The 17,004-nt window shown below is 50.0% G+C and carries 14 protein-coding genes; 9 read left to right on the forward strand and 5 right to left on the reverse strand.

Annotation, left to right across the window (positions count from 1 at the left end):
- The first annotated feature begins 185 nt into the window (after positions 1–185).
- From JOE21_RS12800 to JOE21_RS12830, 7 genes are all read left to right on the forward strand, one after another.
- Positions 186–1,616, forward strand: coding sequence for a YheC/YheD family endospore coat-associated protein (locus JOE21_RS12800; RefSeq protein ID WP_309866827.1), 1,431 nt, complete (start codon positions 186–188; stop codon positions 1,614–1,616).
- Positions 1,613–2,731, forward strand: a complete 1,119-nt coding sequence (locus JOE21_RS12805) for a YheC/YheD family endospore coat-associated protein (RefSeq protein ID WP_309866829.1) — start codon at positions 1,613–1,615, stop codon at positions 2,729–2,731. Before JOE21_RS12800 ends, JOE21_RS12805 begins: the two co-directional genes overlap by 4 nt.
- The gene (locus JOE21_RS12810; protein ID WP_309866832.1) at positions 2,728–4,110 is read left to right on the forward strand and encodes a YheC/YheD family endospore coat-associated protein; all 1,383 of its coding nucleotides are present in this window, start codon (positions 2,728–2,730) and stop codon (positions 4,108–4,110) included. The genes JOE21_RS12805 and JOE21_RS12810 overlap by 4 nt, the downstream gene beginning before the upstream one ends.
- Before the next feature lie 16 nt (positions 4,111–4,126).
- Positions 4,127–5,443: a YheC/YheD family endospore coat-associated protein gene (locus JOE21_RS12815; RefSeq protein WP_309866833.1), complete on the forward strand. Its 1,317-nt coding sequence runs from the start codon at positions 4,127–4,129 to the stop codon at positions 5,441–5,443.
- Positions 5,444–5,448: 5 nt separating this feature from the next.
- Positions 5,449–5,922, forward strand: a complete 474-nt coding sequence (locus JOE21_RS12820) for a GNAT family N-acetyltransferase (RefSeq protein ID WP_309866835.1) — start codon at positions 5,449–5,451, stop codon at positions 5,920–5,922.
- 333 nt (positions 5,923–6,255) lie between these two features.
- A complete protein-coding gene (locus JOE21_RS12825) occupies positions 6,256–8,523 on the forward strand; it encodes a DUF1430 domain-containing protein (RefSeq protein ID WP_309866838.1) in 2,268 nt (755 codons plus the stop codon).
- Positions 8,524–8,525: 2 nt separating this feature from the next.
- The gene (locus tag JOE21_RS12830) at positions 8,526–9,167 is read left to right on the forward strand and encodes an ABC transporter ATP-binding protein (protein WP_309866841.1); all 642 of its coding nucleotides are present in this window, start codon (positions 8,526–8,528) and stop codon (positions 9,165–9,167) included.
- A gap of 579 nt (positions 9,168–9,746) precedes the next feature.
- On the opposite strand, the gene JOE21_RS12835 is transcribed toward JOE21_RS12830, so the two are convergent.
- The gene (locus JOE21_RS12835) at positions 9,747–10,457 is read right to left on the reverse strand and encodes a Gmad2 immunoglobulin-like domain-containing protein (protein WP_309866843.1); all 711 of its coding nucleotides are present in this window, start codon (positions 10,455–10,457) and stop codon (positions 9,747–9,749) included.
- 222 nt (positions 10,458–10,679) lie between these two features.
- Positions 10,680–11,129 carry a Rok-like winged helix domain-containing protein gene (locus tag JOE21_RS12840; RefSeq protein ID WP_309866846.1) on the reverse strand — a complete coding sequence of 150 codons (450 nt, stop codon included), beginning with the start codon at positions 11,127–11,129 and terminating at the stop codon, positions 10,680–10,682.
- A 431-nt stretch (positions 11,130–11,560) separates the two neighbouring features.
- Here JOE21_RS12840 and JOE21_RS12845 point away from each other — a divergent pair, with 431 nt between their 5' ends.
- Together JOE21_RS12845 and JOE21_RS12850 are read left to right on the forward strand one after the other, a co-directional pair.
- The gene (locus JOE21_RS12845) at positions 11,561–12,622 is read left to right on the forward strand and encodes a 3'-5' exonuclease (RefSeq protein ID WP_309866848.1); all 1,062 of its coding nucleotides are present in this window, start codon (positions 11,561–11,563) and stop codon (positions 12,620–12,622) included.
- Positions 12,623–12,908: 286 nt separating this feature from the next.
- The gene (locus JOE21_RS12850) at positions 12,909–15,740 is read left to right on the forward strand and encodes a WIAG-tail domain (RefSeq protein WP_309866851.1); all 2,832 of its coding nucleotides are present in this window, start codon (positions 12,909–12,911) and stop codon (positions 15,738–15,740) included.
- Between the two features lie 234 nt (positions 15,741–15,974).
- On the opposite strand, the gene JOE21_RS12855 is transcribed toward JOE21_RS12850, so the two are convergent.
- The 3 genes from JOE21_RS12855 to JOE21_RS12865 all read right to left on the reverse strand — a co-directional run bounded on the left by JOE21_RS12855 (position 15,975) and on the right by JOE21_RS12865 (position 16,918).
- Entirely contained in the window at positions 15,975–16,055 is an 81-nt protein-coding gene (locus JOE21_RS12855; RefSeq protein ID WP_309866917.1) for a hypothetical protein, read from the reverse strand.
- Entirely contained in the window at positions 16,024–16,212 is a 189-nt protein-coding gene (locus JOE21_RS12860; protein WP_309866919.1) for a hypothetical protein, read from the reverse strand. The genes JOE21_RS12855 and JOE21_RS12860 overlap by 32 nt, the downstream gene beginning before the upstream one ends.
- A 109-nt stretch (positions 16,213–16,321) precedes the next feature.
- Positions 16,322–16,918, reverse strand: coding sequence for a beta-class carbonic anhydrase (locus JOE21_RS12865; RefSeq protein WP_374709366.1), 597 nt, complete (start codon positions 16,916–16,918; stop codon positions 16,322–16,324).
- Between the last annotated feature and the right edge of the window lie 86 nt (positions 16,919–17,004).

The following is a 17,004-nucleotide window of genomic DNA, read 5'->3' on the forward strand; positions in this document are numbered from 1 at the left end:
CATCCCATAGAATTTATACCACACATACAGAAAAGAAACCTCTCATTTTCGTGGTCTTCTCCGGGCAAAAGCCCTTTTTTCCCCGGAACCCTTTACCAAACAGCGGTTGACTGCCCCTTTTATTCACCCGGTCATACATGCCCACATACCATACATTAGTCATTCACACGCGGAAGGGGATCGACATGGGGGTTGCACGCATCATCGTCCAAATCGTTTCTGAACGTGCCTTTCCACCAGAATCCAACCTCATCCTCAGCCAAAGTATCGCTAATCGGTTACGTCTTCCCCAACACCCGGTGTGGATCACCTTCGGTTCCGCCGCCGACACTGCATTCTTCTTCTCTACCCCCAACCAGACACCGCTGGTACGAATCAGTTCCCGGTTGGCTGAACGATTGAAACTCTCTCAGCAACAAACGCTCAATGCTTCCTACGACCCTTCAACACGGCGGATCCAACTAGGTCCCCTCCTGGGTGTCTTGATGAACCGTAACGTAGAAGGAAGCGAAAACCAATTGTTCGGACTGATGGGCGGATTTCTGGAGGAATGTGCACAAGCCGCCTCGGAACGAGGCATCGCCTTCACCGTCTTTCCAGCCGAACAGGTCCAGTTAAGAGCACAACAAGTGAAAGGCTGGGTATTTCAAAACCGGTCTTGGAAGTTGGTTTCCACACCCTTGCCGGATGTCGTCTACAACCGCATCACCTCCCGACGAATTGAGCGACTACCGCATGTGAAACAAGTGCTGAGCGCTCTCCGTCAATCCAATCGGGTGCATTTTTTCAACGAAACTTTTCTCGACAAGCAGCAAGTATACGATATGTTGTCCAAGGATCCAATCGCCCGAACACTGCTTCCGGAATCGGTCCCCTACCATTCGTCCCGCCTCCGGCCTATGCTAGAACGACATCGTTTTCTTTACCTGAAGCCCGTTAACGGCAGCTTGGGGCAAGGAATCATCCGCCTCAGCCTGTTTAACGGAAAGTGGTTGTGTCAGTACGCCGAAGTTAATGGAACGGTCACTCGGGTATTCCCCCATGCGAAGGAGGCCATCCGTCAACTGCATCGAAAAGTGACCGGATCCCGATACATGATCCAACGTGGACTTCATCTGGTCACCCATGACGGAAGACCGGTAGATTTCCGGGTGTTGGTGCAAAAAAACGGCCGAGGAGAGTGGTCAGTCACATCCACGGTCGCACGGGTGGCCAATGATCAACATATCGTCTCCAACTTGGCTCGTGGGGGGACCTTGCGTAAAGCGGGGGAGATATTAGCCGACATCCAGTCTCCCAATAAACCAAAACTGAGCCAGATCCGGGAACGTGCGCTGGAGGTGGCCCAAGCTTTCGAACGGGAAGCACAGGGACATTTTGCTGAACTGGGAATCGATTTGGTATTGGATCGACAAGGGGACTTATGGATGTTGGAGTTGAACTCCAAGCCTTCCAAAACGGAAGACACCATCAATATTCCCACTTCGGGATCCGCCCGGCCATCGGTAACCCGCCTGTTGGATTACACCCTGCACCTGACAGGGTGGTCTTCGATCCTTCCCAAACCAGTGCCTAAGCGTTCCTTATCCAAACGAACCGGGAGGAGAAAGCGATGAAATTCCCGGAACGAACCCTATTAGGGATTATTACTTGCAAATCTAAGAGAACGCCTCCTTTCCAGGAGATCACATTTTTTAAGCACTTAACCCAGGAGGGAGCCCGCTTGGGGCTGGCATTGATCGTCTTTTCTCCCATGGACATCAATTGGGATCACCGCAAGGTATCCGCTTGGCGTTGGCATCCTAAAAACGACAACTGGTTACGGGAAATACACCCATTACCATCCTTAATCTATGACCGATGCTATTATACCGACAGTCGCCAGTACATGCTTTACAAACCCTACGTGGAACGGCTGATCAAGGATTCAAACGTCCACCTGCTCGGCCGACCCTTAAGTGGAAAGTGGAGCACATACCAGCTACTGAAGCCCCATTCTTCCATCCGCCCTCACCTTCCTCCCACATCCACGCTTTTATCTGCGGAGGATTTGGAACTAGCCCTGAATCGTCACGGTTCCATCCTCATTAAACCCAATGGCGGCAGCCATGGTCGGGGCGTGATTGCAGTTATCCCCCAGGGTGGGAGATATCACGCCCGGGGGCGAACACTCCGAAATCACCCGGTGGACGTAACCTTGCAGACAAAGAAATCCGCGATTGGATGGATACAGCGGATCACAGCAAACACCCGATACATCATCCAGCCCTACCTGTCTCTGGTGACAGCAGATGGTTATCCCTTTGACATTCGAATCCTTGTGCAAAAAAACGGCTCCGGCACATGGGAAACCACCGGCTCCGCCGTACGAACTGGAAAAGTCCACTCGCTAACTTCCAATTTGCACGGCGGGGGAAAAGCGGAACGAACCTTTCCGTTTCTGCAGCGCCAATTTTCCGATGACACAACCGCCCAGATCATGAAGACCATCGAAAAACTCGCCGCTGATGTTCCCACTCAGATTGAAAACGAACACGGCCGGTTGGTGGAATTGGGGCTGGATTTGGGAGTGGATCGCACTGGTCGCGTCTGGCTCCTTGAAGTCAATTCCAAACCTGGGCGGACCGTCTTTTTGCTCACGGGTGAACGGGAGCAATACCGTCGATCCGTTCTGCTTCCCGTGGAATATGCCCGATCCTTTCTCCTCGGGCCAACAGGAGGGTCTGTATGAATTCCGTTATTTGCCGAATATTGCCGTTGTCCACCAAAGCCCCCGCCCAGGCCATCCTCCTGTCCCAATCCTTAATGAAGAAGTGGGGGTGTCTTCCCGGACAATCCATCAAAATCAAAGTGGGAAATAAAACGTGTATTGCCCGGGTCGCCGGTTTGAAGAAACCATCTTCGCATATCTATCTCCCCCGCTCCGTCACAAATCAATTGTCCCTTCCCTATTTCGGGTCGGTCCGCGCTTCCTACACCCAAAAAAACTTGCGCATCGGCCCGGTAATTGCCATTCTGACCACCGGCTTTACCGGGAACCCCTCCAATCCCTTCGGCTCCCGGTCCGTGCTGTTTCGAAACTTTCTGATGGCTGCCCAGGAGGATAAGCCCTTTTTTTACGTCTTCACCCCAGAGATGGTCGACTGGAACAGCCAATTGACTACCGGCTGGTTTTACCAGCCCGACTCCCAGGGATCTTATCGCTGGGTGAAGCGGACCGCTCCCCTTCCCGATGTGGTATACGAGCGGGTTCCCAACCGGAAGACGGAATCCCTGCCACAGGTGAAAGCTTGTCGGGAACGGCTCCACAACCTGATCCGCTGCCAAATATTTAATCAGGGTTTCTTCAACAAATGGACGGTCCATGAAAAACTGCGTGATCACGAGTGGGCGGCCGAACACATTCCCGAAACCTATCACTCTCCTTCAGCCGGTGTGATCCGGGAAATGCTGGAGCGCCATCAGATGGTTTATCTCAAACCCAGTGGAGGAAGCCTGGGGCTGGGCATCTTCCGGATCACCCGACACCCCCGGAGCGGTTACTTCTGCCGTTTCCGAAACGGAGACAGCAACATCCTGCGGCGGTTCGCATCCCTCGACACTATGTTGAGACATCTATTCGGCCCCCAATTAACCCGCCTGCCTCGGTATTTGGTCCAACAGGGGATCCGGTTGGTCAAATACGATGGACGGTCCGTCGATTTTCGCGTCCATATGCATAAGGACAAACAGGGAGAGTGGCGGGTGGCCGGCATGGGTGCCAAAGTGGCCGGTATCGGTTGTGTAACGACCCACGGTCGAACCGGCGGTTCTCTCCTGACGGCGGAAGAACTCTTACACAACGCCTTTCCCGGGGAAGAGCAGGAGATGATGAACCGGATCCAGCACGCATCCATCATAATCGCATCAGCACTGGAAGGAGAAGTAAACGGGCATTTGGGTGAATTAGGACTGGATATCGGAGTCGACCGTTACCGGAAGGTATGGCTGTTTGAAGTAAACGCCAAACCGGGTCGACACATTTTTCTGCATCCATCACTCCGTCACGCAGGACGGCAATCAGCTCGATATATTACGGAATACAGCATGAAACTGGCACAATTTGTATAGTGAAAGGAGTGGCAATATGACGAAATCGAAGGCGGGCTGGCTGGTTGTTCAGCCAGGGGGAAATCGATTTGTACCCCACCCACGATTGTGGAAAGGGGAAGCTCCATCTAAAATGCCGATCTTCTGGGGAGAAAAACCCCGCCGCGTCCTGCCGGTTCAGACCGCTCCTCTGGGAAAAGATTCCCACCACCATCTTCCCGCCCGCTTAATGGAAACCCCCTCCGGCTCTTTTCGGGCCGGTCCGTTTCTCGCCATCCTCACCTCCGCCGATAAGGGGAGTTTTCGCGGGAATCGTGATAATTTCAGGGACATCATCCAAGCGGGGCGGCGACTGGGTGTAAGCGTTTATGTACTGACACCTGAAGGAATCAGGGGAAAAGGTCAGCTGGTAAAGGGTTTCCTGTTGGACAGCCGCCGCGGAACAATCCGCTGGGTGCATGCAACCCTGCCCATGCCGGATGTCGTCTACAACAGGATTCCCAGCCGCTGGGCGGAACAGAAAACCGCCGAACAAAACGCCCTCCGTTTTTTTAGCCAACACCCCCATATCCATCTGTTTAATCCCGGTTTTTTTGATAAATGGACGCTATACACGTACTTAGAACGTTCACCCAAACTGAGAGCATTGCTGCCCGACACGGCTGCTTGGGGAAACCCGGAAGATTTTCGGCGATTGGCCAGCCGCCATGACACCCTATTTTTAAAACCGACCGACGGCAAAGCAGGAAAAGGCATGATCCGGATCCGGAAGCGTGGAAACCGATATGAAGTGATTCATCAACATACAAACCCCCCGGCCATCTATACCTGTGCCAGTTGGAGGGATCTATCCCAACGGGTGAACAGTCTGGTTCGTTCTAAAAAATATGTTGTTCAGCAGGGTGTGGCACTGGCCCGTTATCAGGGACGTCCTTTTGATCTGCGCCTTTTAGTACAAAAAGACCAACAAGGGGAGTGGGCATGCACCGGCATCGGCATTCGCGTCGCTGGTTCCCGTGCCATCAGCACCCATGTTCCCATGGGAGGAACGATCGCCAACGCGGATGTAGTATTGAAGGAAGTTTCCGGAGAACAGGCGGACGAACTGAAAGAACAGATTCAGATGACAGGTTTGACGATCGCCCGTCACATTGAAGCGGAAGAGGGAAAAAACCTGGGTGAGATGTCCATGGACTTGGGGTTGGATGAAAAGGGGAAACTCTGGTTTTTTGAAGCCAACGCCAAACCGATGAAGTTTGACGAACCGGACATCCGCCGTCGTTCGTTGGAAGCGATCATTCGTTATGCCGTCTATGTCAGCGGTTTCGGCCAGTGGAGACGTACGGGGGACTGACAGCGATGCGAATCTTAATCCTTACCCCCCAGCTGCTCGCCCGCCACCGCGACCGCTTGATCCGATTCTCCCTTCGCTTTGGTGACAAGCGCATCACCCACAAGGCCCTGCGTTGGTTGAAACAGGTACCGGTCAACCAACCGTTCCCGGAAGGAACCTGGATGGCCATCGCTCTCGACCGGGACCGTCTGTGCGGATTTATTCTCTTTGGCCGCTTCGGATTGGAAGAAGCCTTTATCGTCGTCCATCCATCAAAACGAAGACAACGGGTGGCCGAGCAATTGTTGGAACTCGCCCTTAACCGATTGGACCGGATCTACACACGGGTGGCCTGTGACAACATTCCCAGTCTGAAACTCTGCTTCGCCATGGGACTGGTCGCCTTCCGCCTCGTCACCGGCCCCACCGGCAAACCGACCCTCATCCTGGCCAGCGGTAACTGGTCACAGGAGGAGTATGATCGCCACGGGGAACCGTAGGGAGATTTGCCTAAGGCAGCGATTCCAGCAATCAGAAAATCCCCTTCAGGTGTGTCTGCCTGAAAGGGATTTTTTAAGGGAAACACAAAGACTGTTGGTCCATGCAAAGAAAAGTCTCTGATAGTTTTACTGATAGCGACCAAAATAACTGCGTTAAATGGCGTAATTTAATTCCATACATAAATATAGTTTTAAAATATGATCCGAAATGAGGGCGAAAATGGCCATTTTTCATGTCTATTAATGTCGAATTTTGTCTCATTTTTAAAACAATGAATATATTGATAATTAAGGGTATAGATGATAGGATTACGCACAAAGGAGTCTGTTACCTTGAAAAAAATCGTCTTCATCGCCTTGCTGATCAGCTTTGCGTTCTCCCTCTCGATCGCCTATCAGCAGATCAAAAATAATGAGATCGAAAAACTGGCCACCCTTGAAAAGGGGGTTGCCACTCCATTTATGATTCCGGAGCACAAAGGTTTGGCCGATCCGGAAGAAGTGTACCCCCTTTTGCTGAAAGCAGCGAAGGAAGCGGAGGTTAATCTCTTTCGAGGGGGTCGTTATTATCGACCCGATGAGCAGATTGAGATGATTAAGTATCTTTTGCTGACCGGTGAAACGCGTTTTTTCGATCATATTGAGCTGGCGAGCGGCCGGACTCTGCAACCGAAGGAGACCCAAGACAGCCGACAGTACCTCTCTTCCATTCAAACGAAAAATAAGAACCAAGTCGGTCGAATTTACTACTTTGACCCGCAGCAGCTTGTCACCGTTCAACCGCTACAGGCGTCTTACGACTACCTCCCCGTCGATGGGCGTTACTTTGCTGAAACCAAAGACGATACACAGTTACAGCTCTTCTTAAAAGCATTGAGCGATGAGATCAATACCTACCTACGGAAACAGGACGGAGAGAAGGCTCACTCTTATACCCCTGCCGATTTCCAACCCCCTGAGGCATTTACGGAACCTAGAGAAGGTTTTTTTGCCCTAACCTCTTTGTCAGGGTTACGATACCAGCAGTACATCCTGTTTCTCGTAACCCTCCTGCTGTTGATTTACTATATCTTTAATACGGCCAAGCGAGTCGGCATCCTTAAAATGCACGGGGTATCCAATCTGCATCTGTGGTGGATGACCGCCGGTCGGTTCATCACTGTGGCTGTTGTCGTCGCAGTCCTGGGCAGCGTGCTGTTCGCGCTGGGACTGTATAAGCCGACGACCTTCGTGTATCAGAGCTTGATTCAACTAGGGCAAGCCTATCTCATCTTAACGATCCTGTCCCTGTTCTGCTATGGGTATCTCTCCACCATCAAAGTGAGCCAAATCCTTAAAAACAGAAAAGACACCCGAAGCATCTTTGTGCTCAACATGGTGCTGAAAGTGATCTGTGCCGCCGTCCTGATCTTCATCGGTTTAGAAACCTTCCAACAGATTGCCGATCTTCGCGCCCAGCAGGAGCGGATTCATGCCCAAGAGGGACAGCTGGACCACTGGGATCAAATGGAGGATTACGGACTTCTCAAAGCTTATCGGGGCCATACCACCGCCTATACCGTTCAAGAATTAGCAGCAGAAGATTTTAGAGTCGATAAAGCTCTCAATAAACTGTATCCGTACGTAAATGCCCTCGGGTCTCTGTACATCGATGCAGGTGAATATGAAGAGGAAACCCTTCTATTGAATCAAAATTATAGTGGTATCCTCTCTATCATGGTGAACGCCAATTATCTGAAGGCCTTTCCGGTGTATGACAAAAAGGGCAATCCTGTTCAACTAACCGAAGAGACCACCGATTGGGTGGTGCTCGTTCCAGAGCAATATCGAGATCGAGAAGAAGAAATCCGTGATTTCTTTGAACGAGATAAAGAAATAAGAAACTTTTACCTCACGGTTGATGAAGGGCAGAAGATAAAGATTATCTGGCTGGCTCAGAATCAATACATATTCAGCTTTAATCCTGATGTCTTTCCAACGGAACAGAATAAAATTGGCGACCCCATCATCCATGTCAAAACCGAAGAGAATCAGCTGTTCACATTTAGAAGTGGGACAAAAGGGGGGGGACTGACCGATCCGTTGAAGCTGAAACTGATCGACGGGGATCCCGCACTCACTTACGAGAAGCTGAAGCCGGAGCTGAAGCGGCTAAAATTGGATAATCTCATCGACATCCAATCCTTTCATCAGTATGTGTTACAGGAAATGGACTTTTTGTACCGGGAGATCCGAACCGCTCAGCTCACCATGCTGGGTATCATCGGCGTGTTTCTCTTCCTGATCGTGCAAAACCTGCTGATCTTTTTCCATAGACATCAAAAACGGTTGGTGGTCAACCGTTTGTTCGGCATCGGCTACTTTCGGACGTACCGATCGGTTTTTATTTGGTGGACCGTCACCTCGATCGCGTTCGTCGTGCTTAGTTATGTGGCGGATCAGGCAGAAGATCCCCGGTTCCAGTTGATCAGCGGAATCACTGATCCCCACTTTTGGATCCTCGTCGCGAGTCTGCTTGGGATCGAGATTCTCGCAACCGTCATCGCACTGACCATCATGGAACGTCGTAACAAGATCCAGGTGATTAAAGGAGGAGACTAAAGATGCTACCGATCTGTGAGCTTGAAAACGTAACGAAACGATACGGGGATCACGTCGTTTTGGATCAGATCAGCATAACCGTCCACGAAGGGGAGATGGTGGCCATTACCGGCCAGAGCGGCTCCGGCAAAACCACCATCCTCAATCTCATGGGCATGTTGGAAAATCCTGATAAAGGCACGGTCAAACTATTCGGCGAAAAACGCCCCCCTACCCATTCCAGAAAAGCCAATCACATATTGCGAACACGCCTGTCGTATTTGTTTCAGAATTTCGCACTGATTGATAATGCCACGGTCAATGAGAATTTGGCAATCCCGCTGATTTACTCCAAGAAATCCAAGAAGGAAAAACAGGATCTAAAAACTGAAGCTCTTCAGAAAGTCGGTCTCAACATTTCACTTAAGCAAAAAGTACATACCCTTTCAGGCGGCGAGCAGCAGCGAGTGGCGATTGCCAGAATTCTGTTAAAACCGTGCGACTTGATCCTGGCAGATGAACCGACCGGTTCGCTGGATGCGGACAACCGACATGAAATTTTGGAGATCTTAAAGGGTCTGAATGAGGAAAACAAGACCATCATCATCGTGACCCACGATCCAACCGTAGCAGAAACCTGTCATCGAACGATCCCTTTATCTTAACTTGAAAATTGTACACGGCTAGGGCGTGTCTGAACAATCCGTAGGGCGAGACCCCGGTTCGGTATGGCTGACTTCGTTCGTTGCAAAAAGCGCATAGCGAGACCGGGGAACCCAGGCGAGACTTGTGCGTTCATAAGGGGGATGGGCCTGTGTCCGACTGCCTCCTTCACTCCAGTCGATTATCCAAATAAAATCCAGATCATGTCATAACAATTTTTTGTACCTTCATAAGAATAAAACTGTGTCACCCATCCCCTCTTACCACCAAGTATCTGTCCCTCATCGGTAAGAGGGGATATTGTTTTTGCCTCGGATGCACAACAGCCAATCGATCTTCAGACAGTTGAGGAATGGATGAATGAAATCCGCACTTACCAGGCGATAAATAACAAATGATCCGCAAAATATGCGGATCATTTGTGTTTTCCACAATTTCCACAACAAAATTTCGGTTAACGGAAGAACTATCATAGTCTAAATAATCTTAAGCAGTCTATTCCAGGATTTACTTACACTCCTTACATTCCCGTATGGCGCACAGAGTGGCATCCCTACAGCCGTGGCTGGCTGAGCCCGGACTCACTTCCAAGGAGTTTGATCGAGAACCACCTCATATTGATGAACCCTCTGACCGTCTTTCATACTGATCTCAAACAGTTCCATGATTAAGGTTCCATTGACCGGCATCTCTTTCAGAGGGATATCGATGGTTTCCTTGAATTTCCCCCACTCCGGTGCTCCCATAGAAGCTGTTCCCCAACCTTCCACCAGGTAATCGTGTCCGTCACTGACGGCAAAATGATAAGTACCCTCATATACTCGGGCTTCCCCGCTGACACGATATTTCACCTTCGGTTCGTCAATCCTGATGTTTTTAAAAGCAGCGTTCTTCTTTCCCGTACTCCCCGCTTTCAACGGCACAACCAATTTATTGACTTCCGATCCGTCCTTTGCGGATTCTTCAAAGAGTTCCAGCTTCAAGTTTTTTTTCATAGCGGATTTGCTTTTGGGAATCTGAATGGTTTGCTTAAAATCCCCCCACTCCGGTCCCCCTGCAGAAGCGGTTCCCCACCCTTGGACGACGGTTTCTTTGCCGTCTTTGACCCGATAATGATACGTCCCTTCAAAAACCCGCGCTTTTCCTTCGATTTGATACTCCACCTGAGGCTTCGATACTTTTACATGACGAAAGAATTGGTCTTCTTCTGCGAGTACATTCGCGTTTATCAACGTCGGAAATGCCACTACCAACCCTGTTAAGGTTAACAGTCCCAAAAACCACTTTTTCAATTCATCTCGCCTCCTTCGCTCCTTCTCACATCCATTCTATACCCCAAACCGAGTGCTAAAAAGATCCTGAAAATGATGAACCTGTCTCCTTTTCAATATCTCCCATATCCATGCCAATCGGGATCCCTGTCCCACTAAAAGTCGCTTGGAACCATCTGAGTCATACATGAAAAAGCCTCGACAAACAATGGAACGTTTGTCGAGGCTTTACTTCTCCGGGTTTTAAGGCTTATACGCATAGCGTCCATGGCCTGTTTTTTTAATCACGGGACTTACCCGCAAAATACTCTTCATCAAGATCGTAGGATTGGCACCCAGATCCCCGCCTCGCTTCTTCACCTCATCACGAAGATCAGCCAAACGGAGTTCCCCTCGCTCCTTGAGAGTTTGTGCGACGATCTCAGCCGTTTGAATGGTTTTCTTGTGAATTCCTTTCGCCTGACTGTAATCGATAAGGGGAGGCTCCTCCTCCATCTCTTCGACAGCATCCTCATCCAATTCATCCACCAAGCCCTCTGTCAATTCGAAGGCCTTTTCTTGATTTTGCAGATAAAGTTGCAAACTGTGGCTAGTCCCTGTGTTCATGGCGGACAGCAACAATGCATTTTCCTCTCGGATTACCTTACGAATCTTTCTCTCGATCAAATTCTCCAATCGCTTATCCAGTTCCATTAATGTTCCTACTCCTTTTTATGTTGATCTGTTATTCCCTACAAGCGGAATGATCACTCTTTATATTTATGGTCAAAAGTGCCGTTAAATATAATGATCTAAAAATCCTTATGAGAAGTAAACGGATAAATTGATCCAGAAGAAACAGTCATTGCCAAAAAACAATCCTCGTTTCAGGCTTTTTCGTTAAATCGATGGTAACACATCCGATCATCGTCGGCCGACGCACTAATAGCTGCCACAATAACCATGACAGGATCACCCTTCGCCGAACTGATACACAGACAACCACGGGTACGAGAAGTAACCCCACACTTGACCACAGAGGGCGGGGGTTAGGTTTGTCTATTGATAAAGATGATTGATGGAAAAATCCCCCTTAATGATGAGGAGGATTTTGAAATCTACATCCTGTATTTGGAATTCGATTTTTGGCAGTCTTTATACAACATCGTAACAAAAAGAATAATCACAGTCTATTCTTTTTTACCGTTCTGGTCCATACTTGTCGACGTAATGGAAAGGAGGCCGTTTATGGAAATCAATCACTCTCCATCCTACCGAAAGAGCAGCGACGATTAAACAAGACCGTAAAACAGCTGCAACGATTATTAGCCCAGCGAACAAAAAAACCCCGTTATGTCGGACATGATTTCACCGAACAAATGTTGGACCAGATGCATGATGAAGACGGACCTCAAACGGGCTCTGGCGGAACCTTACTTTGGACGGCTCGACTTCCAAGAGACCGGATTGGCGGTTCGACGTATTATATCGGTAAAACGGGGGTGATGGACGATGACAACAAGGAGCCCATCATCCTCGATTGGCGCGACCGAACAAACGCGTTTACGATACTGGGAGATTTAGCACAAGGAATCCATGGATCTCAAGGGACATCTGATTGGAAATTATTTCAGTCCTTGTTTCCGGAAGGGAAAACGGCACTCTTTGAATTGACACAAAGCTATCGCTCCACGATGGAAATCATCCGATTTTCCAATCATATTATCGACCAAGCCTCTATCGGTGTATCGAAAGCGGTCCCTGTCTTTCGCAGCGGAGAACCGGTCAAGCTAATCCGTGTATTTCCCGGGAAACGCATTCCATTGATCTCGACCTGGTTGAATCAGATGAAACAACAAAAGGTGAAAAGTCTAGCCGTCATAACCAGAACGGAACCAGATGCCAACCAAATCCATCAGGAACTCTCCCAAGCCGGTATCTCCACCACGCTGATCAACGCCAAACGTCGCTCTTACATGGGCAGGGTGTCCGTCCTCCCTGTCTATTTAACAAAAGGGTTGGAGTTTGACGCAGTCTTGCTGGTGGATGTGAGTGAGCGGCATTATCAAAAAAACGATCCGGATGCGAAGTTGTTGTATGTGGGATGTACCCGTGCATTGCACCAGCTGTGGATGATGGCTGAAGATTCCCTTTCTCCCCTGATTCAAGGGATGGATTCCACTCTATATGAAGAAGCGACTCTGTAAATGACAACAGCCCGTTGGAAAGCTTCCGACGGGCCCGTTTTGTCCCTTTTTATTCCGAATCGACCTACTTGCCCCTACCTGTTAATAGAGAGAACCATACTTTGGGATGAAACAAATAAACGACTCTGAAAAAGGACAAACCGATCATCCAACCCGCCAGTTAGCGGATTGTCCATCCATTTTTCAATCCTTTTTCACGCCCAGTTTTTATCTCGACCGTTTCCGCTTTCGCCCCTGATGAATATACCTATGGTGGGAAACATGGAATGGAAAGGGATGAGTAATATTGAACCGTAGGAAAAAACCCTCCCGCCGTCCATCCCGGCCGCGCCCGCTCGATGACGAGTGGGTGCTGGAAGAAATCATAAAACGGGAATGGCGGGAAACTGAAAAACCATCCACCAGCCCGCAACCAGCTAAGAATAAGGATACGGTACCGATCTCGCGGCAAGAAAGTTCACCACCTGACCAACAAAAAGTCGACCGGACCAAAGACCAAAATCAATCTTCAACGCCCGCTGCCGACTCCGGGCAAGAGACGTTGTCCGTTCACTCTTCGGCTCCATACAGTTCTCCGGAATTGGGAATGGAACAAAAAAGAAGCCATGCTCCCTCCCTTCACCGTAAAAAGGAAACAAGACTCTCCTCCAGTCACAGTCCTTCTTTTGTCTATACACACGATCTCGTGGACGGGTCCATCACCAACGAAAAGTTGGGGAAACGTTCCATCGACGGCAGCAACATCCGGGTTCAGTCCATCGATACCGATCATCTGAAAGACTTGTCCATAAGCAGTTCCAAATTGGCTTCCCAATCGGTCCAATCCTCTAAGATCGCACTGCGGGCCATTAAAGAACAGCATCTGGACGCAGATATTATCGGACCCGAGCAAATTCAGCGGGAATCCATCCAGTCCGAACATATTCGGGAAAACAGCCTGACTGGCAGCCGGTTACGGGATGACACCATCGATGGCAGCAAAATCCGACAAAACAGCATCCAATCCCACCACATCGCACACGGACATATCCAAGCCGAACACTTGACTGAAGGAGCCATTCGCTCCGACAAAATCGAGAGCGGAACAGTCACCACTCTCCATTTGGCCAATCAAGCAGTCAACCAGGCCAAATTGGCTTCCCAAGCCGTCGCCACGGAAAACCTGGCTCCTCAATCGGTCACCCATGAAAAATTGGCTTCTGAAGCGGTCACATCCAAAAAACTGGCGCCAGGATGCGTCCAAGCGCAACATATTCAAACACAATCCATCCATGGAGCCCATTTGGCTGATGGGTCCATCCAAGCCTCCGCCCTCGCTGACGAATCCATCGGATCCAGGGTATTGCAGCCGCAGTCCGTGGATTCTCTCCATCTGAAGGATCATGCGGTAAAGGGAAAACACTTGGCGTCTTCCAGCGTCGGGGAGGATCAACTGGCACCGGATTCGGTAGGGAACACCCATTTGAAGGACAACGCCGTTCACAACCACCATCTAAACCCTGGGATTATCCATGAGGAACACATCCAGGAGAGAGCTGTCACGACGTCCAAACTGGCTCTATCCTCTGTCCGCCAGGATCAAATCGCACCACTGGGGGTTCGGGAAAAACACCTGGCCGACCATATTGTCCAAGAGCGCCATGTGTCGGATCAGGCTATCAGTTCTCGGCACCTTCAGGAGCGGGTGATTCAGGGGGAACATCTGGCGGACGAATCAGTTCGCGCCACACACCTGGCGGATCGTTCCATCACCACTTCCAAGTTGTGTCCGGAATCTGTCTCCACGGACAAATTGACCGACTTTGTCATCACTTCCGATAAATTAGCCAATACAGCGGTCACTTCAGAAAAAATCGCTCCCCGAAGTATTTCCGGCCAACACCTGGATGACGATGTGATAGAGTCCCGTCACCTTAAAGCCGGTCAAATAAAACGGGAGCACCTGGCTCCGACCAGCATCGACAGTGAAATACTGTCTACCGACTCCATCACGGAGATCCATCTACGGGATGCTTCCGTCCAGCCCCGTCATCTCAGTGAAGGGGTGGTGCAAGAGAACCACATCCGCGATCGCTCGATCCAATCCCGCCATCTCCATGACGAGGTGGTACAGGAGAGACACATCCAGCCGGATTCCATCACCAGTAACCATTTAACAAATGAAACCATTGACTCGCACCATCTTCGGCCGGACAGTATCGATAGGGAGCACATCCGACAACAAAGCATCCAGTCGGAACACTTAAGCGAAGGCGCAGTGAAGGAAGACCACATCCGCGACCAATCCGTCCACTCCCGGCATCTTTATGAAGAAGCAGTGGATGGAAGACACATCCAACAACAGGCTATCACCGGCAACCATATCGGAGAGGAAACGATCGGATCACACCATCTCCAGCCGGACAGTATCCACAGTGGACATATCCGGCAACATAGCATCCAGTCGGAACACTTGGCTGATGAAAGTATAGGATTAGAAAAATTATCCATCGATTGGCTTCGGTTCCTGCCTCAAAGTGGTTCGATTCCATTCTCTATCGATCCGGCATCCCCGCAATTTGAAGTGAAAGTCAAATTAAATAACCCCTTCCCGACACCGGGGTACACCGCTGTCGCGATGACAGACCTGCCTGGATGCACCATCAGCTTGACGGAACGGGAAGAAAAAGCCTTCACCCTGTGCCTGACACTTTCCGATCCCTCCGAAACCCGCAATCAAGGCATCATTACCTGGATTGCAGTCGGTTCGGATCAACCGCTTGAACAAAGCCACTACTCGTCTGAAAAAAACGATGAACCCATCCCTTACGAAGAGGAATCTCCGACCGCGATCATCCCCGACAGTATAGACCAAGAAACCGACCACGCTACTCCCTTAATCGCTTCTGCAGAAGATGCTGAACCATCCTCCACTCATGTGGAATCCGACGAACAGCCGGACTCCTCGGAGCCTTTCATTCTTCAAGATCAGGAAAATTCAACAGAAGATTCAACCTATGAAAACGAGGATGAACCTCATCTCGACGATGAGGATCGGACATTCGGAAACGAAGAAGCGCGTTTCTACCCGGATGAGGGTTCTTATGTGGAAGATCCCGATACAAATACAGAGCAGTAACCCACCATAATCACACCGGTTTAGCAAGCCGGTGTGTTTCTTATGGTTAAACAGCCGATCCAGAGACGATCCGGTAACTTTATTTCTATGCGCTGTCAGCAAACGAAACGAAGACAGCCGTACAGCCCCGGGGTAGTAACCGATGAGATGCGCCAGCGTGACAAAACCGGCACCCAATCCATATTGGATGAGGATTAACGGTAAAATCTAACGGGCCCACTTGTTCCAGGGAATCTATGCAAGCGTCAACCCGGCCTGTCCGCTGCCCGAAGGAACCACAAAATTAAGCAAACACTGGGTGAAATACATTCCCATCGCCGCAAAAACAGACGGGACATGACCGATTGCCGAAGCCATCCCGGCCATCGACGGTTTCCCGTTCAAATTCTCCCGGCGTGACAACATGGGTAAGAATGCCGGCCAATACCATCAGGGCAAACAATATGGCGTACACATGTGGAATCCGCTTCAAATCACTCTTTCCTTTTATTTTGTCTATTCAGAAAAAAATAACTAAACGATTCCATCCAACCGGCTATCCGGCTGTGGAATCGCTTTGCAGTCAGTTGGCTTTAACCGGTTTATGGATAGGACAAACCCGTCTCCTCTTTTTCTTCCACTTGATCACCGTCCGCCACAACGGTCAATTCACCGGTTTCCGGATCGATCACCAAACCGTGAACCGGCACGCCAGACGGCATCAACGGATGCTCCCGAATGACACGTACACTGTTTTCCACACTTTCCTCCACGGAAGCAAATCCGTGCAGCCATTTCTTCAAATCGATCCCGGATCGTTCCAGCGTCCGAATCGTTTCATCGCCGATTCCACGCTCCCGCATCTTGGCCAAAGTAGCTTCCGGTTGAATACTTCCCATTCCGCACCCGTGGTGTCCGACGACACATACTTCCCGGGCCTTCAACTCATAAATGGCAACTAACACACTACGCATCACACTGCCGAAGGGGTGGCTGACGATAGCCCCGGCATTTTTGATCAACTTGGTGTCTCCGTTTTTCAAATTCATCGCACGCGGGAGCAGCTCCGTCAACCGGGTGTCCATACAGGTGACGACAACCAGCTTTTTATCCGGAAACTTCGTCGTCTGGTATGGACGATACTCCTCGTTGGCAACAAATGAACGGTTGTGTGTTAAGATTTGATCCAACATCCTCATCATAAATCCCTCCTACATCTGATCCTATTTTAAACGAAGTGAGCACTTAGGCAAAGTCACAAAAAAATCCGACGGCGTCGTGCCGT

The sequence above is a fragment of the Desmospora profundinema genome, assembly GCF_031454155.1.
GTDB lineage: Bacteria > Bacillota > Bacilli > Thermoactinomycetales > DSM-45169 > Desmospora > Desmospora profundinema.